The 20,799-nt window shown below is 64.3% G+C and carries 16 protein-coding genes; 8 read left to right on the plus strand and 8 right to left on the minus strand.

What is annotated here, in order from left to right:
- Position 1 precedes the first annotated feature (1 nt).
- The 3 genes from ACO054_RS02240 to ACO054_RS02250 form a co-directional block, all read right to left on the minus strand.
- Positions 2–3,211, minus strand: a complete 3,210-nt coding sequence (locus ACO054_RS02240; protein WP_421708821.1) for an efflux RND transporter permease subunit — start codon at positions 3,209–3,211, stop codon at positions 2–4.
- Between the two features lie 16 nt (positions 3,212–3,227).
- The gene (locus ACO054_RS02245; RefSeq protein ID WP_421708822.1) at positions 3,228–4,409 is read right to left on the minus strand and encodes an efflux RND transporter periplasmic adaptor subunit; all 1,182 of its coding nucleotides are present in this window, start codon (positions 4,407–4,409) and stop codon (positions 3,228–3,230) included.
- A 293-nt stretch (positions 4,410–4,702) separates the two neighbouring features.
- The gene (locus ACO054_RS02250; RefSeq protein WP_421708823.1) at positions 4,703–5,908 is read right to left on the minus strand and encodes a 2'-deoxycytidine 5'-triphosphate deaminase; all 1,206 of its coding nucleotides are present in this window, start codon (positions 5,906–5,908) and stop codon (positions 4,703–4,705) included.
- A 149-nt stretch (positions 5,909–6,057) separates the two neighbouring features.
- Here ACO054_RS02250 and ACO054_RS02255 point away from each other — a divergent pair, with 149 nt between their 5' ends.
- A complete protein-coding gene (locus ACO054_RS02255) occupies positions 6,058–6,996 on the plus strand; it encodes a histone deacetylase family protein (protein WP_421708824.1) in 939 nt (312 codons plus the stop codon).
- Between the two features lie 18 nt (positions 6,997–7,014).
- On the opposite strand, the gene ACO054_RS02260 is transcribed toward ACO054_RS02255, so the two are convergent.
- Positions 7,015–7,707 (minus strand): hypothetical protein, encoded by a 693-nt coding sequence (locus tag ACO054_RS02260; protein WP_421708825.1) that lies wholly within the window; start codon positions 7,705–7,707, stop codon positions 7,015–7,017.
- 183 nt (positions 7,708–7,890) lie between these two features.
- Between ACO054_RS02260 and ACO054_RS02265 the strand changes: the two genes are divergently transcribed.
- The 4 genes from ACO054_RS02265 to ACO054_RS02280 all read left to right on the plus strand — a co-directional run bounded on the left by ACO054_RS02265 (position 7,891) and on the right by ACO054_RS02280 (position 12,619).
- Positions 7,891–8,160, plus strand: a complete 270-nt coding sequence (locus ACO054_RS02265) for an exodeoxyribonuclease VII small subunit (RefSeq protein WP_421708826.1) — start codon at positions 7,891–7,893, stop codon at positions 8,158–8,160.
- A 226-nt stretch (positions 8,161–8,386) separates the two neighbouring features.
- Positions 8,387–10,312 (plus strand): 1-deoxy-D-xylulose-5-phosphate synthase, encoded by a 1,926-nt coding sequence (gene dxs / locus ACO054_RS02270; RefSeq protein WP_421710320.1) that lies wholly within the window; start codon positions 8,387–8,389, stop codon positions 10,310–10,312.
- A gap of 235 nt (positions 10,313–10,547) precedes the next feature.
- Entirely contained in the window at positions 10,548–11,885 is a 1,338-nt protein-coding gene (locus ACO054_RS02275; RefSeq protein ID WP_421708827.1) for an MATE family efflux transporter, read from the plus strand.
- Positions 11,882–12,619, plus strand: a complete 738-nt coding sequence (locus ACO054_RS02280) for a TlyA family RNA methyltransferase (RefSeq protein WP_421708828.1) — start codon at positions 11,882–11,884, stop codon at positions 12,617–12,619. The genes ACO054_RS02275 and ACO054_RS02280 overlap by 4 nt, the downstream gene beginning before the upstream one ends.
- A gap of 65 nt (positions 12,620–12,684) precedes the next feature.
- Here ACO054_RS02280 and sppA read toward each other — a convergent pair whose 3' ends face one another.
- Positions 12,685–14,481: a signal peptide peptidase SppA gene (gene sppA, locus ACO054_RS02285; protein WP_421708829.1), complete on the minus strand. Its 1,797-nt coding sequence runs from the start codon at positions 14,479–14,481 to the stop codon at positions 12,685–12,687.
- Positions 14,482–14,530: 49 nt separating this feature from the next.
- Positions 14,531–15,103: a peroxidase-related enzyme gene (locus ACO054_RS02290; RefSeq protein ID WP_421708830.1), complete on the minus strand. Its 573-nt coding sequence runs from the start codon at positions 15,101–15,103 to the stop codon at positions 14,531–14,533.
- Positions 15,104–15,287: 184 nt separating this feature from the next.
- Here ACO054_RS02290 and ACO054_RS02295 point away from each other — a divergent pair, with 184 nt between their 5' ends.
- The 3 genes from ACO054_RS02295 to ACO054_RS02305 all read left to right on the plus strand — a co-directional run bounded on the left by ACO054_RS02295 (position 15,288) and on the right by ACO054_RS02305 (position 19,180).
- The gene (locus tag ACO054_RS02295; protein ID WP_421708831.1) at positions 15,288–16,583 is read left to right on the plus strand and encodes a class I SAM-dependent RNA methyltransferase; all 1,296 of its coding nucleotides are present in this window, start codon (positions 15,288–15,290) and stop codon (positions 16,581–16,583) included.
- Positions 16,584–17,026: 443 nt separating this feature from the next.
- Positions 17,027–18,223 (plus strand): hypothetical protein, encoded by a 1,197-nt coding sequence (locus tag ACO054_RS02300; RefSeq protein WP_421708832.1) that lies wholly within the window; start codon positions 17,027–17,029, stop codon positions 18,221–18,223.
- Positions 18,224–18,304: 81 nt separating this feature from the next.
- Complete coding sequence (locus tag ACO054_RS02305) at positions 18,305–19,180, plus strand: DMT family transporter (RefSeq protein WP_421708833.1); 876 nt, start codon at positions 18,305–18,307, stop codon at positions 19,178–19,180.
- 21 nt (positions 19,181–19,201) lie between these two features.
- On the opposite strand, the gene ACO054_RS02310 is transcribed toward ACO054_RS02305, so the two are convergent.
- Complete coding sequence (locus ACO054_RS02310; protein ID WP_421708834.1) at positions 19,202–19,702, minus strand: GNAT family N-acetyltransferase; 501 nt, start codon at positions 19,700–19,702, stop codon at positions 19,202–19,204.
- A complete protein-coding gene (aroC, locus tag ACO054_RS02315) occupies positions 19,699–20,781 on the minus strand; it encodes a chorismate synthase (RefSeq protein WP_421708835.1) in 1,083 nt (360 codons plus the stop codon). Before aroC ends, ACO054_RS02310 begins: the two co-directional genes overlap by 4 nt.
- Positions 20,782–20,799: the final 18 nt, after the last annotated feature.

Consider the following 20,799-nt stretch of genomic DNA (forward strand, 5'->3'; position numbering starts at 1 on the left):
GCTACTCGCCGGGTTGCGGCTCCGCCCGATCCGGCAGCCGGGCGGCAGGCACGGCCGTCCTATCGTCTTCCAGAGTTCCGACCAGCAGGCTGAGCATGGGCGGGACGACAAGCAGCGTGAGCACCGCCGACATGGAGAGGCCTCCGACCACCACCGATCCCAGCCCGCGGTAAAGCTCTGAACCGGCACCGGGGAAGATCACCAGCGGCAACATGCCGAACACACTGGTCAGTGTGGACATGAAGATCGGTCGGATGCGATTCCGCGTGGCCTCCAGAATCGCGGCCTCGGGTGCCACACCCTCTTCGCGAATCTGCTGCAGGGTTTGATGAACCAGCAGGATCGCGTTGTTGACGACGATGCCGATCAGAATGACGAAACCCAGAAGCGTCAGCATGTCCAGCGGCTGGTAGGTGAAGAGATTGAGCAGCGCGAGTCCGCCGATGCCCCCGGCAGCGGCGAGCGGCACCGCCAGCAGCATGATCAGCGGGTAGACGAAACTCTCGAACAGCACGGCCATGACCAGGTAGACAATCACCACGGCGAGCAGCAGGTCCCAGATCATGGCGTCCCAGGTCTCGCTCAGCTTGTCGGCGGTGCCCGAGATGGACATGCGGACGTCCGGAGGCAGCCCGGCGTCGCGCATCGGCTGGATCACCTCCTGCTCCAGTCGCTCGACGGCAGCCTCCAGCGGCAGTCCGGGACGGGGCCGAAGTTCGAGGGTGATCGTGCGCAGCCGTTCGCGGTGGCGAATCTCAGTCGGGCCGGCTGTCAGAATCACGTCGGCCAAGGCCTCTGTCGGCAGAATCTGGCCACTGCTGGTGACGACCGGCAGGTTGCCGATTCCCTGCGTGGACTGCTCCGCCAGTTCCGGACCCTCCAGGACGAGGTCCATGCGGTCGATGCCGATGGTGATTTCGGCGACGCGCAGACCGTCGTTGAAGGCGTCCAGGGTGTCCGCGAGTTCGCGGGCGCTGACGCCGGTATCCGCCAGCGCCATGCGATCGGGCAGCACGCGAACCTCCGGCGCGCCCAGCTCCAGTCCTGGATTCGGCCGCAGTTGATTGTCTTCGCTGAAGGGGAAAATCTGGGTGATGCGCCCTGCCGCCTCCTGAGCGACCGGTACGATGGACTCCAGTTCGTCGCCGGAGATATCGAGTTCGATCGTCCGACCCGAGCCGATACCGCGGCCGAAGATCGATGGCTGGTTGATGAAGCCGAAGGTACCCGGTTCGCTGAAGACTGGCCCGCGCAGCACGGGTACCAGCTCGCCGGCATTCTGCGCCTCCTCGGAGATCGCGCCCACGAAGGTGGTCGAGCGGGTGGCGACGAAGAAGAAGCGTTCGATTTTCGGCGGTCCGTCCGCTTCGCGTTCCGGTCCCGACTCCGACGTCCAGAGATGACGAACCGAGTCTTCGATGCCTCGTGCGATGTCGCTGGTGGTACTCAGATTGTAGCCTGGCGGTGGAATGACGATTCCTAGCACCAGATTGCGATTGCCTTCGGGCAGATACTCCAGCTTCGGAAGGAACAGCCAGGCTGCCGCGCCGGCGATCACTGTCATCCCGCTGACGACGGAGATCGCCAGGAGCCGATTGGTGACGACGCGACGCTGAAACCCTACGACAGCACGGACGAAGCCGTCTGCGATGTTGTCGATTAAGGGAAGCCGCATCCGGGTGATCGAGGCGGGGCGACCCTCCTTCGCGCCCAGGCCGAACAGCCAGTTCGAGAGTGCCGGGATGACGGTGATGGAGACCACGAGGGACAGCAGGACGGCGACCGAGATGGCGACCGCGATGTCTCGGAAAAGCTGCCCGACCTCCAACTCCATGATCAAAACCGGAATGAAGACCATCACCGTCGTCAGGGCGGAGACCAAGACGGCGCCCCAGACTTGGGAGGCGCCCTTGTAGGCGGCCTCCGCCGCACTCAGGCCGCGCTCGCGCAGGCGGTAGATGTTCTCGAGCACGACGATGGCCGCATCGACCACCATGCCGATGGCGAAGGCCAGTCCGGCCAGCGAGATGACGTTGATGGAACGGCCCAGGGCCGCCATCGCGACGAAGGCGCCGATAACCGAAACGGGGATCGCCAGAGAGACGATCAGGGTTGCCCGGCCTGACCTCAGGAAGATCAGCAGCAACAGTGCCGCCAGCGTGCCGCCGACGTATATATTTTGGTTCACCAGGGCGATCGACGAGTTGATGTAGACTGTCTCGTCGTAGACTTGGCGGAGCTCCAGTCCAGCGTTCGGCACCTGGAAGGCACGCAGGTCGGTCAAGGCCGCGCGGATCCCCTCCATCGTCTCGATCACGTTGGCGCCGGTCTCCCGCGTGGCGTTCATCGCCAGGGCGGACTGTCCGTTCATGCGGATACGGGCCGTCGGATCGGTATAGCCGAAGCGAACGACTGCGATGTCGTCGACCGTTACGCGTCCGACCCCGGCCAAGCCGTCCCCTTCGGAGCGCAGCACGACATCGCCGACGGCCTGCAGGGTGTCCAATTCGCCTTCGGTCCGAACCACATAGCGGCGCTTACCTTCCTCCACGTCACCTGCCGACACGCTGGCATTGGCGGCACGCAGGCTTGCGACCACCTCGGTCACGGTCAGCTGATAGCGCGCCAGCAGTTCCGGTTCGACGATGATCTCGATCTGCCGTTCGCTTCCGCCGAAGACGTTGATGGCGGAAACGCCCGGAACCCGCTCTAGACGGTCGACCAACACGTCGTCGACGAAATCTCCGTAGGTATGGATCGGCCGCTCGTTGCCGGGCAGTCGGATGATGTTGAACCAGGCGATGGGGTTGTCGTCGCTTCCCGATGTGTCCAGCGTCGGCTCGTCGACCTCGTCCGGATAGTTGGAGACGCGGTCGAGCCGGTTGGCCACCAACAGCAGAGCGCGGTCCATGTTGGTGGAGATCGCGAATTCCAGGCTCACGCGCGCCCGGCCCGTCTCCGCACGCGAAGTGATGGTCTCTAGACCCTCCAGACCTTTCAGCACGTCTTCCTGGCGATTGACGATCTCCCGTTCGACCTCGACCGGAGCGGCGCCCGGCCAGATGGTCTGCACGGTGATCACCGGCCGATTGACGTCGGGCGCGAGCTGGATCGGAATGGCCTGCAAGGCCACCCAGCCGAACATCACCACCATGATAACGGCGGCGATGACGGCGGTCGGGCGTTCGATGGCGACGCGAATGAGATTCATGACCGCGTCGCTCCGCCTAGCCTTGGTTGTCGCTCTGGGCCGTGTTCGGCGCCGACTGCGGGTCGTTCTCAGGATCGAGGTTGACCGGCATCACCGCCTGACCGTCGCGCAGTCGCTCGTTTCCGCGTACCACGACCAGGTCGCCGGCCTGCAATCCCTCCAGAACCTCGAAGCGGTTGCCAACCGCCACTCCGAGATCGATGTCGCGCAGCTTCGCTTGTCCGTCTTCGTACACGAAGATCTGTTGGTTGCCGCCGCCTCGCGGCAGCACGGCGTCCTTGGCGACACTCAGGACCTCGCGGGGCGTGCCGATCGGGACGCGGACGACGACGCTTTGTCCCGGAGCCAGCGGCGTTTCGACGCTTCCGAACTGCGGCAGCAGCCGGACCGGGCGTGTACGGGTGCGTGGGTCTTCGTTGGGGATCACTGCCCGGACGACGGCGCTGTGCAGGGAGCGATCGGCCAGCTCGACGTCCACGTCCGTGCCAGGGGTCAGGCCGTTCAGGCGCATGAAGGGCACCTCGACTTGGATCTCGAGTTCGGTGATCGCAACCAGGGAAACGACGGTTTCGCCTGTGCGCAGAAAGGCGCCGGCCTCGCTCTGCCGTTCTGTAACGACACCTGCGTAGGGAGCACGCACCTCTGCGTAATAGACATTGAGTTCGGCCAACTCCAACTCTGCGCGAGCGGAGGCGACCGCACTCTCCGCCTCGTTCAACTCGGCGCGAGCGATGACGACGGTCTGGCGCTGGTCGTCGTAGCGGGCCTGGCTGAAGGCGGCCGAGCTGCGCAGCCCTTCGATCCGCCGCATTTCCTGATCGGCCAGAGTTACCGCGGCGCGGCGCGTGGCGATCAGGGCTTCGGCCTCGCTTAACTGGGCGGCCGCCAGCTCCTGCTGCGCTGCCAACACGGAATCGTCGATGAGGGCAAGGGGCTGACCCTCGTTCACGCGGTCCCCCACTTCGACCAGGTACTCGGCAACGGCGCCATCGATCCGCGTGGCCACGGGGCCCGCCTTACGCGCTACGACGCGACCGACAGCCGGCGCGGTCTGCGACAAAGCGACCTCTACCACCTCGTCTACGTGCACGGGGGAGGCCGGCGGCCCGCCCTGGGCGAACGAGGCAGATACGTCGACCATGGCGAAGCCGAGGAGCAAGGCGAAGGCTAGATGGCTGCGTTGGACCCTTGCGTTCACGGTAAACCCTCTTTCCTTCCTCACATCAGCGCCCGGCACGAAAAAGGCCGGGCTTGCGCGCCCAGCCTCGCCTACCTGGAGAAGTGGCGCTGCCTTTATACGGCGGCAAGCTCGCTGCTGACTTATACGCAGACTACCGGCTGGGGTTTCCCCGCACCAGCAACGAAGTCCGGCAGGGCAACCGCTGTAGGCAGCGGGCTGGGAGAGGGTGCGAGCCGAAAACTTAAGGACACCCTTAGAGCGGGATCGTCTTTGACGGGAGCGAAGTCGCTCCCGTCAAAGACGATCCCGCTCTAGCCGGACCAGGGTTTGAAGTGCTTGGAGAGAGTCAGGCCCTGCGTGTGGTAGGAGGATCCGATGCCTGCCCCGTAGAGTTGGTCCGGCGGTGCGACCAAGCGGTCGTAAACGAGGCGGCCAACCGGCTGTCCGTCCTCGAGCAGGAAGGGGACCTCGTGGCTGCGGACCTCCAGAACGGCCCGCGTACCGCTATCCCTGGCTCCCTTGCCCTTCGCATCCCCCGCCTCCCAGCCGAAGCCGGGGTCGAAAAACCCGGCATAGTGAACCCGGAATTCGCCGACCTGAACGTCGTAGGCAACCATCTCGGCGGCATGGGTCGGCGGGATGCGGACCGCCTCGCTGGAGGCCAGGATGTAGAACTCGTTGGGATCGAGGATCAGGCGATGGCCGCGACTGGCTGAAATCGGGTCCCAGAAATCGGCTGGATCGTAGTGGCCGATCCTTGCGACATCGATGACGTCCGCATGCCGCTTGGCCCGAAAGCCGATCAGGCCCGAGCTTCCGAGACCGCCGGCTCGGCCTGTCAGGTCCACGGTAAACATCAGGCCGCGGTCAATCACCGCCTCGGTCTCGGCACCAGTCAAACCGACCTCGGCATGGAGCCGGGCCAGGGCGGTGTCCCGAACGCCCGGCGAACCGCGAGTCAATCTCAGCTGATTCAAGGGGGTCCCGCGTTGCACCAGAATGGAAAAGGCGTTCGGCGCAATTTCGGCGTAAAGCGGTCCCTGGTAGCCTTCCGGCACCTTGTCGAAGGAAGTCGCACCGTCGCAGATCAATCGCGTGAAGACGTTGAGGCGGCCGGTTGAGGACTTCGGATTGGCGATGCCGGCGATCCGGTTCGAGAGTGCGAGACGCTCCATCAAGGGAACGATATAGACGCAGCCGACCTCCAGCACGGCCCCGCCGGTCAGGTCGATTGCGTGCATCGAGAGGTCGTCGATCAGCTCAGCGACCTTGCGTCCCTTGCCGGGCAGAAAACTGGCCCGAACCCGGTAGGCGACCGAGCCGAGCTGCAGATCCAGACTGGCCGGCTGAACCTGCTCCAGCAGGTTGGTTCGGTCGCCGGTTTCGGCGGAGGCGATCTCGCCTGTCGCGATCAGTTCACGGATCGCCTGCGCCGGCAGAATACCGGCACCACGCGGCGGGGACTGCGAAGAGGGGGCGGTCGTGGCCTCGGCCATATAGACGTCTTTCTCCTTCACCTGCGGCTCCCTGTAGCAGTCCGGGAGAGTCGTCACAATCGGCCTCGCGATTTCTTGCGCGAAACGACGTTTGTTTCGCCACCCGGCCATCGCGTAGGCTGTTGTGAAAGAACGCGATGCAAGACGCGAAAGAGGCGGCGCCCCACCCCATGACGACCCTTTTGTACAGCCATCCGATTTGCGCGGAGCACGACACCGGCCCCGGCCACCCGGAGAGAGCCGCGCGGTTGCAGGCCGTTCTGGATGCCTTAAAGGATCCTGTCTTCGACTCGTTGGAGCGACGCGAGGCGCCCTTGGCGGAGCGGGTGCAGATCGAACGGGTGCATCCGGCGGCCTACGTGGACTCCGTCTTCGCGGCGGTTCCGGCGAGCGGGACCGCCTATCTGGACGGCGACACCGTGGTATCCCCGGCGTCCGGAGAAGCGGCCTTGCGCGCCGCCGGTGCGGTGACCGCTGCGGTGGACGCGGTGATGGCGGGCGAGGGGGATAACGCCTTCTGCGCAATCCGGCCGCCCGGTCACCATGCCGAACCCAACAGGGCCATGGGCTTTTGCGTCTTCTCGAATGCCGCCATCGGTGCCTTGCACGCCCGCACCGTCCACAAGGTACACCGGGTCGCCGTCGTCGACTTCGATGTACACCACGGTAACGGGACGCAGGCTGCCTTCTGGGACGATCCCGATCTGATGCTTTTCTGCAGCCATCAGATGCCTCTCTACCCGGGCAGCGGCTCGGCGAACGAGCGGGGTGCGCACGGCAACATCGTCAACATACCCTTGGCGCCGGGCGTGGGCTCCGAAGAGTTTCGCGATGTCTACCGCAAGGTGGTGATCCCTCGGTTGAGGGCCTTCGCTCCGGACTTCGTCATTATTTCAGCCGGTTTCGACGCGCATATCAGCGATCCCCTGGCCGGATTGAATTTCACCGAAGACGATTTCGCCTGGGCGACCACGGAGATCCTCCACGTGGCGGAGCACGCGGCGCGTGGCCGCGTGGTGTCGACCCTGGAGGGGGGCTACGACCTGGAGGGCCTGGCGCGGTCGGTTGCGGCGCATGTCGGGGCGCTCATGGATGCTAACCGTCTGTAGCCGCATGTCACGAAAGGTCTAGCCGCCGAAGCAGAGGGCCGCGCTCTCCTCTGACGCCACGGCTGAACGGTCTTTGGTGTCGAGGCAGGCCAGTAACTCCTCACCAAGCCCGGCCCGCCAGGTCTCAGTCGGCAGGACCAGCGCTTGCTCGCCGTTGTCCCGGTACCAGCTGTCGAAAACGTAGCTCTCTCCGCTCGCCCGCTCCTCCAGACTAGCGGCGTAGTGCGGCCAGCCGTCCAAAAGAGTCCCCCGCTGCACCGGCAGGCCCGGTGTGTGAAAGCTGAGCAAGCCCTCGGCCGCCAGCAAGCGCGCCAACTGGGTCATGTTCACGGCTTCGTCGATGCAGTCCAACTGCCCCTGGCTGCCGAAACCCGCGAAGGTCCCGGCCAGATCGTCGCTCGTATCCGTGTACCTGCCGGCAATGGTCTCGAAGGTCGCGGCGGCTGCCGCCAAACGCCGGCGCTCCTCCGCCGCATCGGCGGGCGGTTGCTCGAAGTGCGCTGCAATCGCCTGCCAGTCCGATGGCGACAGGGTCAAGACGTGGCGTTCTGCACAACCGTGGTCGCTGCAGTAGACGAGTGACTCCTGGGTAGGCGCGTAGGGCGCGACCTCCTCCAGGACGGTTTGGCCATAGCGCTCGGTCAGACTTCCCCCGCAGCCCGTCACGAGCAGGGCGGTAGCCAAACAAAGGAGGCCTTTCACTCGTTTCATCCCCCCCTCCTTGTACATCTTTCGCCTGTGAGGAACGGCGCCTCATGGTGCCGAAACCGCACTCTAAGCCGCCGGTTCGCTTGGCGCCAATCTCGCAGACAAACCGTTGGGCCGCATGTTACAGATCGTGTCTTAACGCGCGCCGCCGGAGCGGTATCGAGACGAACCGAAGATTGAGGGCCAATGGTCGAGGTTGCGGGAGAGCAGGCACAGCAGGTGCCGAGCGAAATAGCTCAAATGTCTTTCGAAGAAGCGCTTGAGGAGTTGCGCCAGATCGTCGGTCGACTGGAGTCGGGTGACGGACAACTCGATCAGGCAATCGACGCCTACGAGCGTGGCGCGCATTTGAAGGCTCACTGCGAGGCGAAGTTGCGCGAGGCTCAGGCGAAGATCGAGAAGATCGCACTGGGATCGGACGGCGTGCCCCGCGGCACGCCCTTCGAGGACAGCTAAGGTCACTGCAGCTTATGCTCGTCCAGTGCCGCAGATTTCCCGTCTTGCGGGCCTCTTTGGGCTGCAATCGCTGCTAAGGCGCTGGAATCTGGCGGGCGTTCGAAAGAATCCCTAAAACACGCGGGCTTGACCTTTTTCTTACGAAGTCGGACCTTTCTCGCTTGTCCGCCTTCGCTCCTCCGATGGAATCGGGGGTTCGTAAAACATAAAGAGGACGACTGTGAGCGTGTCAGCCGAGAGCAAGACCCCGTTGCTGGATCAGGTGCCGACCCCGGCCGACCTGCGCGAGCTAAAGGAGAGCGAGCTTCGTCAACTCGCGGATGAACTCCGCACGGAGATGATCGATGCCGTTTCGCACACCGGCGGGCACCTGGGCGCCGGTCTCGGCGTCGTAGAGCTGACGGTTGCACTGCACTACGTCTTCAACACCCCGGACGATAAGCTGATCTGGGATGTCAGCCATCAGTGCTACCCTCACAAAATTCTCACGGGGCGGCGTGACCGGATCCGGACTCTGCGCCAAACCAACGGTTTGTCAGGTTTTACCAGCCGTCGGGAGAGCGAGTACGATCCTTTCGGCGCCGCCCATTCCTCCACCTCGATTTCCGCCGGTCTGGGCTATGCAGTGGCTCGCGACTACAAGGGCGCCAAGAACCACGTCATCTCGGTGATCGGCGACGGTGCCATGTCCGCCGGCATGGCCTACGAGGCCATGAACAACGCGGGCGCTCAGGACACCCGCCTGGTCGTGATTCTCAACGATAACGACATGTCAATTGCGCCGCCCGCCGGTGCGATGAGCAGCTACCTTTCTCAGATCGTCAGCTCCAAGTCGTTCCAGTCGGTCCGTCACTGGGGCAAGCATCTGGCCGAGCGCCTGCCGAGAGGGCTTCAGGCCACCGCCAAGCGGGCCGAGGAGTACGCACGTACGCTGGTGACGGGCGGTACGCTGTTCGAGGAACTGGGCTTCTTCTACATCGGGCCGCTCGACGGCCATAACCTCGAGCATCTGATCCCGGTTCTGAAGAACGTCCGCGATACCGACTTCGCCGGTCCGGTGCTGATCCACGCCGTAACGCAGAAAGGCAAGGGTTATGCGCCGGCGGAGGCCGCGGCCGACAAGTACCATGGCGTGGCGAAATTCGACGTCATCACCGGCAAGCAGGCCAAGCCCCAACCCAAGGCGCCCGCTTATACCTCGGTCTTCGCCGATGCTTTGATCAAGGAGGCGGAAGACAACGAGAAGGTTGTGGCCGTCACGGCCGCCATGCCGTCGGGTACCGGCCTCAACAAGTTCGGTGAGCGCTTTCCCGACCGCACCTTCGACGTCGGGATCGCCGAGCAGCATGCCGTCACCTTCTGCGCTGGGCTGGCCTGCGAGGGCTTCGTGCCTTTCGCCGCGATTTATTCCACCTTCCTGCAGCGGGCCTATGATCAGGTCGTCCACGACGTCGCGATCCAGAAATTGCCCGTGCGCTTCGTGCTGGACCGGGCCGGCATGGTCGGCGCCGACGGTGTGACTCACCAGGGCTCCTACGACATCGCCTATTTGGGCTGTTTGCCCGACTTCGTGCTGATGGGCGCCTCCGACGAGGCGGAACTGATGCACATGGTGGCGACGCAGGTGGCGATCGACGATCGCCCCTCAGCCTTGCGCTATCCGCGCGGTGAAGGCATCGGGATCGCCCTGCCGGAGCGGGGAGTGCCGCTTGAGATCGGCAAAGGCCGTATTCTGAAAGAGGGCACCAAGGTCGCCATCCTGAGCTACGGCACGCGCCTGAAGGATGCCCTGGCGGCGGCCGAGGAGTTGGGGGCCAAGGGCCTCAGCACGACTGTGGCCGACGCACGCTTCGCCAAACCGCTCGATGAGGATCTGCTGCGGCGCTTGGCAAGCGAGCATGAGGTGCTCATCACCATCGAGGAAGGGGCCGTCGGCGGTTTCGCCAGCTACTGCTTCCACTCGCTGGCGCGTCAGGGGATTCTGGAATCGGGCGTAAAGGTCCGTCCCATGTGTCTGCCGGATCGCTTCATCGATCATGGCAAGCCCGACGAGCAGATGGCCTGGGCCGGTTTGAGTTCCTCCGACATTGTCGCAACCGCCCTAACCGCCTTGGGCTATAACGACACCGAAATTCGTCCGGCCCGCGCCTAAGCCGCTACGCGACGCCTCCCCGAACTTTCGGTTATGAGCGATTGACGGCCTCGGTCTTCCAAGGCCGCAATTAGGTGTGGCGGCCGCATAGCAGCCCTGCCGGCCTTCCGCCTTTCGGAGAGGTGCCGAGTCGCCCATAGTCGGGACTCCCATGACCGTTGCGGCTTCGACTCCTTCGCCCGCCGCGCCTCAGCGCGCAGCTGGACCTGGCCCCTGGCTTGCCGAAGCTCGGGCAATGGTGAAGCTCGCCTTGCCGCTGATCGCGGGTCAACTCGGTCTGATTGCCATGTCGGTCACGGATGTTCTGATGATCGCACCGCTCGGTCCGACGCATCTGGCCGCCGGCTCCCTGGCCTTCATGCTCTACTTCAACATCTGGCTCTTTTGCCTGGGGGTGTTGATCGCCTCCGCCTCCCTGGCCAGCCAGGCGCGTGGTGCCCGCAACTTCAAGGGCGTGCGCCGGACGATCCGCCAGGGTTTCTGGGTTGCAGCAACGCTGGTGCCCCCAGCTGCGGTGGCGCTTTGGTTCGGCAGCGACTTTCTGCTTCTGACCGGTCAGGAGCCGGACGTCGCTGCCCTGGCCGAGCCCTATCTGCGCGCCATCGTCTGGAGCCTGCCCTTCAGCTTCGGTTTCCTGGTCCTGCGTTTCTTCGTCTCGGCACTATCGCGCCCCAACACCGTCATGATCGGCTTGATCGCTGGCGCGTTGATCAACGTGCCCTTGGACTATGTCCTGATCCACGGCGCGCTTGGCGTTCCGGCGCTCGGTATTGCCGGTGCGGCCTGGGCCACCTCCCTGGTCTGGGTTGTGCTCTTCGCCTGGCTGGTCGCAGTGGTCCTGAGGGACCGGGAGTTTCGCCGTTACCACGTCTTCGTCCGTTTCTGGCGCGCCGACTGGCCGCGCTATCGCGAGATCTGGCGGATCGGCCTGCCGGTTGGGGTCACGCTGATCGCCGAAAGCGGGCTGTTCGGGGCCTGCCAACTGCTCATGGGACGGATCGGAACCCTGGAACTCGCGGCCCATGCCGTGGCGATCCAGGTCGCCTCCGTAGCCTTCATGATACCGCTGGGGATCGGTCAGGCCGCTCAGGTCCGTGTGGGTCAACGCTTCGGGGCCCGCGACCCCGACGGCGTGCGCCGGGCCGGCTGGATGGCCTTGATGCTGGCCGGTGTGACCACCGGTGTGGCCGCGCTGGTCATGTGGTTCGCGCCGGAGGCCATCGTCGGACTTTTTCTGCAGGCTGACAGCCCCGTCGATGGACCGGTCTTCGCATTGGCCGTCAGCTTCCTTCTGGTCGCCGCGGTCTTCCAGCTGGTCGATGGCGCTCAGGTGGCCATGGTGTCCTGTCTGCGCGGCCTCTCCGATACCGCCTGGCCGCTGGTCATCGCGGTCCTCAGCTATTGGGCCGTCGGTTTCGGGGCGGCCTGGGTTTTCGCTTTTCCGCTCGGTTTGGGCGGCGTCGGTGTCTGGATGGGCCTGGCCGTGGGCCTAGCGGTCGCCGCCGTAGGACTGACGCTCCGCTTTGTCTTGCGAGAGCGGCTCGGCCTGCTCGACCGTCCCGCCGCGGCATGAAGCAACGTGCCGACCGCTTACTGGTGGCGCGGGGTCTCGCCGAAAGCCGCACGCGAGCCCAGGCCTTGATCGCGGCCGGTCTGGTGCTGTGTGACGGACGCCCGCTCGTCAAAGCCAGCCAAGACTTGGAGGAGAAGGCAGAACTGATCGTCACGGGACGCGATCACCCCTGGGTATCCCGCGGTGGGGTCAAGTTGGCAGCGGCGCTGGACGCCTTCGGCTTGAATCCCTCGGACCGCGTCTGTCTCGACCTCGGGGCCTCGACCGGTGGGTTTGTCGACGTACTGCTCAGCCGCGGGGCCGCCAAAGTCTATGCGGTTGACGTGGGACGAGGTCAGCTTGCGGCACGTTTGAGCGCCGATCCGCGCGTCGTATCTCTTGAGCAGACCGATGCTCGGAGTCTGACAGGCTCCCTCGTGATCGAGCCGATCGAACTGTTGAGCGCTGACCTCAGCTTCATCTCCCTGATACTCGCCCTGCCGGCGGCGCTCGATCTGGTAGCCCCTGGCGGTCGGTTAATCGCCCTCGTGAAGCCGCAGTTCGAGGCCGGGCCGGCGGCTGTCGGAAAGGGCGGAATTCTGCGCGATCCGGCCGTGCGTTTGGCCGCCGTCGCCAAGGTTCGCACCTGGTTGGACGCACAGGTCGGCTGGACGGTCGAAGATGTCATCGACAGTCCGATCGCCGGCGGAGACGGCAACCGTGAAGCCCTGCTTTCGGCCAGACGCGAAAGCTGAAGCTCATAAGCGGCTCGATTCCTTCGGTGTCCAAACGACTTTCGCGACACCAAAAGCGAGACGGCTTATTGCTCCAACGCCGGAGCGACCCGCATCTGCGGCCCCTGGGCTTCGAATGCGCCCATCATCCGCAGGACGGGTTCCAGACGGTTCACCACCTCCGCCAGTTGGACGAGCGTGGCGGCGTCCGTCCGGAGGCCAGCGAGGTCTCGCAGGAATCGCTGGAAGCGCGGTTCCTGCGGGAACTCCACGAGCTGCACATCGCTGTCCGGCGCGATCCCCGCGACGTCCTTTGCCGCTGAGACAGCAACGTTCAGGCCACCCAGCGCATCCACCAGCCCGTTTTCCAAAGCGTCGGCGCCCGTGAAGACGCGGCCGCCGGCAATTTCCTGCACGGCAGTGACCTCCAGGCCACGCCCCTCCGCCACCGTTTCGAGGAAGTCCTCATAGACGGCGCTCAGACCGGTTTGCAGCTTTTGCCACTGTTCCGGCGTGAAGTTGCGGGTGGAACTCCAATAGGCGGCGTTGTTGCCTGCCTGGACGCCGTCCCAGTTGATTTCCAGGTCTTCCCAGAGATCCGCAAGGACGAATTTGCCCGAGACGACCCCAATCGAGCCGGTGATGGTGCCGGGCAGGGCGACGATGCGGTCTGCTCCAGCCGCAACGAAATAGCCCCCCGAGGCCGCCAGGCTCGCCATCGAGATCACGACCGGTTTTCCGCCGTCGCGGACTTGGGCGACGGCACGCCAGATCGCGTCTGAGGCCGCGTAGGACCCGCCGGGGCTATCCACGCGCAAGACCACGGCCTCGACCTCAGGATCCTCGGCGGCTGCGGTCAAGGCTTCCACGATCCTGCCAGACAGCATGTCCGCGCCGGCGAAGGGGCTGCTGTCGCCCTGTCCAAGGACGACCGGGCCGAGACCGTAGATCACCGCGATGGTCGGTGCGTCCGGGTCCGGTTCGGGCTGCTCTCGCTGACTCAGATAACGCTGAAAACTGACGCGTTCGACATGCGTTTCCGCCAAGGCACGGATCTCGTCGAGATAGGCCAGGCGGTCGATCAAGCCGGCGTCCAGCGCTTGGGCGGGCAGGTAGGGGCCGCCGTCGATCAAGCGCCGGGCCTCATTCACGCTGATGCCGCGATGATCCGCGATGGCCTCGGCCAACTGATCGCGCCAGGAAACCAGAAGACGGTTCAGATTGCTGCGAACGGCCGGCGACATGGCGTCGCGAGTCAAAGGATCCGCCGCCCCCTTGTATTCCTCGCGTTGTCCGAAGCGGCCGGTGATTCCCAGCTCGGCGAGCGCTTCACGCAGGTAGGGCTGCTCCAGCAGGAAGCCGGTGAGGTCCAGGCCGCCGGAGGGCTGCAGCCAGATTTCGTCCAGCGCGGTTGCGAGGTAATAGTGAAGGGTGCCGTTTCCGGCCTCGCCGAAACTCTCCGCGAATCCGAAGGCGACCTTCTCTTCGGACCTGAAGGCGATCAGGGCGTCCCGAAGTTCCTGGACCTGAGCGATATTCAGCTCTCCGGCGCCTAGACGCAGCAGAAGCCCCTCCACGTTTGGATCCTGGCCGGCATCCTCGATCGCCGCGATCAGATCCGAGAGCTGCCAGGGACCGCCGAAGGCGGCTGTCGAAAAGCCACCTTCGCGGCGCTCGACGACGCCGGGCGAGAGATCGAGTTCAAGCATCATGGCGTCGGGAAGCGCCTGCTCGGCGGTTTGAAGTCCCATCCGTTCGTCGAAGGTCTCGGCGGCTTCACGCCAGGCAAAGACGCCGACCAGAACCACGACGACAAGCAAAAGCCCGATGCTTGCCAGCAGGCCGACGATGGATTTCAGCAGAAAGAGGATAACGCGGATCACGCCGCTGCCCTCCGGTCTAGTGGTGAGACGGGGTGAGTCGGGACGGGGTCTAACGCGAAAGGGCATGATACTCGGAGTTGGGCATCATGTCGGTGCCCGAAGCCACGCGGTTCGACATGTTGAAGAAACCGATCACTGCGCAGAGGTCGAAGACATCTTCGTCCGACAAGCCGACATCGAACAGACGACGTCTGTCGGCATCCTCGACCAGCTGCGGAGTTTCGGTGAGCTTGTAGGCGAAGTCCAAGAGCGCACGTTGACGCGGACTTAGCTCGGCGACGCGGTAGTTCATGACCAGCATCTCGCCCAGTTGTGCGTCGTCCGACAGTTCGCGAACCGCCGCCCCGTGAGCGACCAAGCAATAGTAGCAGCGATTAACGTTCGAGACGACGACCGCGACCATCTCCCGCTCCAGCTTGGTCAGTCCGGAGTCTCCGAGCATGAGTTCGTTGTACATCCGCCCGAAGGCACGCAACTTCTCGGGCCGCAGTCCATAAGCCTGCAGAACATAGGGAACAAAGCCCAGCTTTTCCCGGCACTTCTGGAAGTAGATCTGCAGGTCCTCGTCCAGTTCGCTTTCGCTCGGCGTCGGTAGCTTCATGATGTGATCGGGTTGCGGCATGGCCTTCCTCCTCAAGGGCGCTTAGGGTGCGGCGCTATTGTTTTTCGGCCCACAATCGGGGTGGTAGCTTCTTTGGAGCGCCTTTGACCAGGGCCGGCAAGACCTCGTCACCCAAGTTTCACCAGACAGTGTGCGACCGCTAGCCTCTATCCCAGGCCGGCATTTAATGCATGAGAGGTGCCACGTGCGACGACGTGCCCGCCCGGGTGGCGGACGGCAGATCGATGTCAGCGTAACCGAACTGGGTGCGCGAGGTGATGGTGTTGCGAAAACGCCAGAGGGCCTCGTCTTCGTGCCGCTATCGGCCCCGGGCGATCGCCTGCGCCTGCGCATAACGGGCGAGAAGAAGGGCGGTGCGCTGCTTGGTGAGATCCTGGAGGTCCTGGAGGAAGGTCCGGATCGGATCGAGCCGCCCTGCCCGCATTTCGGTCCCTGCGGCGGTTGCCAGGTTCAGCATCTGCGGACGGGCTTTTACCGTGACTGGAAGCAGCAGTTGGTCGGCACGCATCTGGCGCGGAAGGGACTGGACCCCGGTCTCGTCGAGGATTTGTTGCAAATTGCGCCGGGACGCCGCCGCCGTGCCGTGTTCGCTGCCCGCCGTCGCGGCCGGCGTCTCGAACTCGGGTTCCATGAGGCGCGCAGCCACGCCCTGGTGGAGCTGACGACCTGCCTCCTGCTGACGCCGCCGCTCTTGGAGTTGCTGGAGCCCCTCCGCGCCACGCTGGCAAGATGGCTGGCGGAAGGTGAGCAAGCCGAAGTCACTGTGATCGAGAGCGAGACAGGGTTGGACCTGCTGGTGGAGACCGACAGGCAGCCCGATCTGGATCTGCGTCAGGATCTCGCTGGTTTCGCCGAAACCCAGGATCTGGCGCGCCTGTCTTGGTGTCGTAAGGGGGACCTGCCGGAACCTCTGGCGCAACGCCGGCTGCCCCTCTTGACCTTCGGCCAAGCGCGCTTGACGCCTCCCCCGGGTGGATTTCTCCAGCCCAGCCGGGAAGGGGAGGTTGCCTTGATCGATCTGGTGCGCGCGGCGATCCCGGAGTCCGCACTCCGTGTCGCCGATCTCTACGCCGGCATCGGAACCTTCGCCTTCTCGCTGGCGGACCGGGCGCGGGTCCTGGCTTACGAAGGGGATGCCCAAGCTCTGTCCGCGCTCGAGGCCGCTGCCCGGCAGCCCGCGCTGAAAGGGCGAGTGGCGGGCGAACGCCGAGATCTCGGGCGCCAGCCGCTGCACAGCGAAGAGTTGAATGTCTTCGATGCTATCATCTTCGATCCGCCGCGGGCCGGCGCAGCAATGCAATCTCCACATATTGCAGCCAGCAGTGTACCTACAGTTGTTGCGGTTTCCTGCAATCCGGCCAGTTTTGCGCGCGATGCCCGTCTCCTGGTCGACGGCGGCTACCGGTTGCAGAAAGTTACGCCTCTGGACCAGTTTCCCTGGTCGAGTCACTTGGAGTTGGTCGCTGTTTTTCAGCGCTGATCGTCGCCCGAAGCAGGTCATCTGACGGCTGGACTGACGTGACGGTCAGGCGAGATAGCGACTCGGGCTCAATTATATAAATTATCCATTGATTTTAGATAGTTGGCACCACTCGCAGGATGCCTTGCCTGCCTCGATCGGCGGCGATCACGCCGGGCGCGGCGACAGGTTTCCCTCGCCCTTAGTCAGCTGATCGGGACCTTCGGTCGCTAGCGAAACCGTTTCGCGCGTCTGGCCTCCAAGCATGACAACCCAGGTTCGTATCGTTGCCATGAAAGGTGGTGCGGCCGGGGCTCCGTACCTGCATCGCGATTTGCCCGTTAACCTCAATTGTTAATGGTTAATGACTTGATTTACTTATGGTTAATTTTTCGCTAACGTATCCAAAGGAAGTTGAACTAGATCGCGATCTCGCTGCAAACCCTTCAACCGAGGAACGAAAAATGTCCCGTGCTGCCGTTGCGAAGCGCCCCCGAACGGACCGGCCGGGAGCATCGGGTTTCAGTCCGCAGTGGGTGAAGGCCAGCAGCCACACTAACTCTCGCAATCCTCTGCCCAATCGGGATCCCATGCGGGTTGGCGACTACTTGATCGCGCGCATCGGTCCCGAGGAAGCCGGCCTGATCCCTGATGGATTCCGCCAGGTCTATGGCGAGAACTATCTCTCCAGCGCTGTCTACGACACCAAGGCGATCGCCGCCGCACTGAACAGCGGGGAGCAGATCTCCTTCCTGGCACGGCATCGCAACGGCGACTTCGCAGGTCACATCGCACTGCGGCGCTCGGCGCCCAACGGCAATATCTACGAGATCAGCCAGGGGATCGTCGTTGCGGAGCACCGCAAGGCCGGCATCTTTCGCGATATCTTCGATGCGGCGCTGGACTTGGCGGAATCGGATCCGTCCTGCGAGGCGATGTTCGGCACAGCCCTGACGAACCACAAGATTTCACAACGCGTGCTGTCCGCTGCCGGCCTTCGCGATGTCGGTTTCGAGATCGACTACGTGCCGCAGCGCATGCTGGATCGAGAAGGTGCGACCGGGCCGATTGCCACCGTTGTGCAGTACCGCGCTTTCGGCAGAGGGCCCGTCAGCCCGGCCTATGTCTCTCCGGCGCTTGCCGGCTGGGTCTGGCGCTTGCTTGCGACTGCTGAAGAGCAGGGGCCAGCCCTGCCGGTGGTCAAGCCCCAGCTGACGCGTCGCACCAGCTTGGGCGAGGAGACCGATATGCCGCGTTTTGACATGGCGCGTCTGACCCTTGAGGAGGCCGGGACGGATCTTTCGGCGTTGCTGGACGACTTTGAGGGGCGGGCTGCCGCAGCCGGGCGACGTACCGCTCAAGTTCTGGTCGGCCTCGACCGCCCTCAGGCCGCAGGGGCGCTGGAGCATCTGCGCGGTCTAGGTTACGCCTTCAGCGGACTCTTGCCGCGCTACCTCCCCGGGAGCGCGCATGGCGCTCTGCTCTACAAAAGCTTCGACCGGCCAAACTTCGAAGATATACAACCCTTTACGGAGCAAGCGCGCGAACTCCTGGCTAATGTTGTGTTAGACTGGACGTCGGTGGCAAGGCTCGATCAGCCGGACCACGAGAACCTGCCGGTTGAGGTTCCTGCCAGTCGTGGATTGCGCTCTCTCTCTTAACGTTTCATCTCACCGGGGCTCGTCAGCTGGGCGCCTTCGACAAGACCTGGCGGCTGATAGACCGTTGTCTTGGGACAAGTCGTGAGCGAGCTTCGCGGTGCAGCCTTGATCGCCGCTGCCGGGGTTGGGGTGTCCATTGGGGCGACGACCGTCGCCTCCAAGTTCGTTGTCGGAGAAGTCGGGCCGGCCGGACTGACCTTTCTGCGTTACGCGATCGCGCTGATTTGTCTGCTTCCCTTCGCTGCTCTCTCGTCATGGCGGCGCCTTTCCTTCGCGGATTTCTCCGCTGTGGCCGTTCTGGGAATCGGACAGTTCGCGCTTCTAGCCGGCCTCTTCCATTTCAGCCTGCTCTACATTCCAGCCGGTCGCGCGGCCGTAATCTTTGCGACCATCCCGCTGTTGACGATGGGACTCGCGATCGCCCTGCAGCGGGAACCGCGCAGTCTTGTGAAGGCCTTGGCCATATCGGCTTGCGTCCTGGGGGTTGCCGTGGCGATTGGCGAGCGGGATATCCTGACCCATCCGCGCGCTTGGGTGGGGGACCTAGCTGCGTTCGGTGCAGCCTTCACCGGCGCTGTCTGCAATGTCCTCTACGGCACCTATACACGGCGACACGGCGCTCGTGCGGTAAGCGCCCTCTCCATGGCTCCTGCGGTGGCGGTGTTGCTGCCCGTCCTGCTGCTGATCGAAGGCGGGGCTCCCGCTTGGGGTCACCTGACCGTCCCGGTTTGGGCGATCATCTGTGTTACGGGGATCGCCAGCGCCGCCGGTTTTCTCCTTCTGACCTGGGCATTGGCACACGCGCCCGCGAGCGACGTCGCAGCCTTCTTCTCGCTCGGCCCGATCGTCGCGACGGCTCTCGGGGTCTGGCTGTTGGGCGAGGCCGTCACACTGCAGTTCTTGCTTGGCGTCGCCTTGGTGTCCTCCGGGCTATGGGTGGCACTCAAGGCCAAGTAGCTTCTGCGGTGTCTTAAGCCGCTAACTCTCCTCGGCTAGGTCGGTCAGGCCCTCGCCGGTTACGAGGAAGACGTTCTTGTCCAGAACGCGCAGGCCGGGCAACGACTTGTAGAAGCGGACTGCCTGGCGGTTGAAGCGATCGACGGTCCAGACCAGTCGTGTCCAGCCTCGTGTGACGGCAACGCGTGCCATCTCCGCCATCAGCGCTCGCCCGACCCCATCGCTTCGCGCGGACTCGGTCACATAGATTTCCTTGAGGAAAAGCGCGAGCTCGCAGTCGGTCGTCCAGAATACCGGAGCGTAGATCGCGAAGCCGACCGGAGATCCGTCCCGCTCCGCCACCAAGGCCTCAAACCCGGGTTCCTGGTTGAGTCGCCGGCGCAGCCGCTCGGCCATTTCGGATGCAGGCAGGGGCTGCGGATCGCCGTAGAAGGCGAAGGCCTCGATCAGCAGCGCCGCCAACCTGCCGCAGTCCTCCGCCTCCGCGCGACGGATCGTTGCGGCCTGGGTTGCGTCGCTCACAGGCCGATCTGGGCTCTGTGCCGCAGCAGATGGTCCGCTAACACCAGCGCCATCATCGCTTCGCCGACCGGGATGGCACGAATGCCGACGCAAGGGTCGTGGCGCCCCTTCGTCACGATCTCCGTATCCTGACCGAAGCGGTCGACCGTACGCTTGGGCTTGAGAATCGAACTGGTCGGCTTGACGGCGAAGCGAACCACCAGCGGCTGGCCGGTCGAGAGGCCGCCGAGAACGCCGCCGGCATGGTTGGACAGGAAGGTGACCCGCCCGTCCTGCATCCGCATCTCGTCCGCGTTCTCTTCGCCGGACAGCCGTGCCGCCGCGAAACCATCGCCGACTTCGACCCCCTTGACCGCATTGATCGACATCATCGCCTTGGCGAGATCGGCATCCAGCTTGTCGTAGACGGGTTCGCCCAGTCCGGCTGGAAACCCTTCCGCCACCACCTCGACCACGGCCCCCAGGGACGAGCCGTTCTTGCGTGCGGCATCCAGTTGGTCGGCCCAGCGTTCGGCGGTCACGGCGTCGGGGCAGAAGAAGGGATTGCTTCCGATTTGATCCCAGTCCCACCTCGTCCGCTCGATGGTGTCGCCGCCCATTTCGACGAGAGCGGCCCGAATGCTGATCCCGTCCAGCAGGTGATCCAGCACCTGGCGCGCCACGGCGCCAGCCGCAACCCGCATCGCGGTTTCGCGTGCGCTCGAGCGGCCGCCGCCGCGGTAGTCCCGGATGCCGTACTTGCTCCAGTAGGTGTAGTCGGCGTGGCCCGGCCTGAACTTATCGGCAATCTCGCTGTAGTCCTTGGAACGCTGGTCGGCGTTTCGGATCTCCAAAGCGATCGGCGTTCCGGTCGTCGCCCCCTCGAAAGTGCCTGAGAGAATGCGGACCAGATCGTCTTCGCGTCGCTGAGTGGTATAGCGGGACTGCCCAGGTTTGCGGCGATCGAGCTCCGGCTGAATATCCGCCTCGCTCAAGGGTATGAGCGACGGGACGCCATCGATCGTGCAGCCGATCGCCGGACCGTGACTCTCGCCCCAGGTGACGACCCGAAAGGCTTGACCGAAGGCGTTACCTGCCACGTCGCTGCAACCCCCTTC

The sequence above is a fragment of the Algihabitans sp. genome (genome assembly GCF_965226985.1).
Classification (GTDB): Bacteria; Pseudomonadota; Alphaproteobacteria; order Kiloniellales; family DSM-21159; genus Algihabitans.

Coding starts and splice junctions, on each gene's coding strand:
- ACO054_RS02240 (WP_421708821.1), bottom strand. CDS start 3,211: ATGAATCTCATTCGCGTCGCCATCGAACGCCCGACCGCCGTCATCGCC.
- ACO054_RS02255 (WP_421708824.1), top strand. CDS start 6,058: ATGACGACCCTTTTGTACAGCCATCCGATTTGCGCGGAGCACGACACC.
- ACO054_RS02260 (WP_421708825.1), bottom strand. CDS start 7,707: ATGAAACGAGTGAAAGGCCTCCTTTGTTTGGCTACCGCCCTGCTCGTG.
- ACO054_RS02265 (WP_421708826.1), top strand. CDS start 7,891: ATGGTCGAGGTTGCGGGAGAGCAGGCACAGCAGGTGCCGAGCGAAATA.
- ACO054_RS02275 (WP_421708827.1), top strand. CDS start 10,548: ATGGTGAAGCTCGCCTTGCCGCTGATCGCGGGTCAACTCGGTCTGATT.
- ACO054_RS02280 (WP_421708828.1), top strand. CDS start 11,882: ATGAAGCAACGTGCCGACCGCTTACTGGTGGCGCGGGGTCTCGCCGAA.
- ACO054_RS02290 (WP_421708830.1), bottom strand. CDS start 15,103: ATGCCGCAACCCGATCACATCATGAAGCTACCGACGCCGAGCGAAAGC.
- ACO054_RS02300 (WP_421708832.1), top strand. CDS start 17,027: ATGTCCCGTGCTGCCGTTGCGAAGCGCCCCCGAACGGACCGGCCGGGA.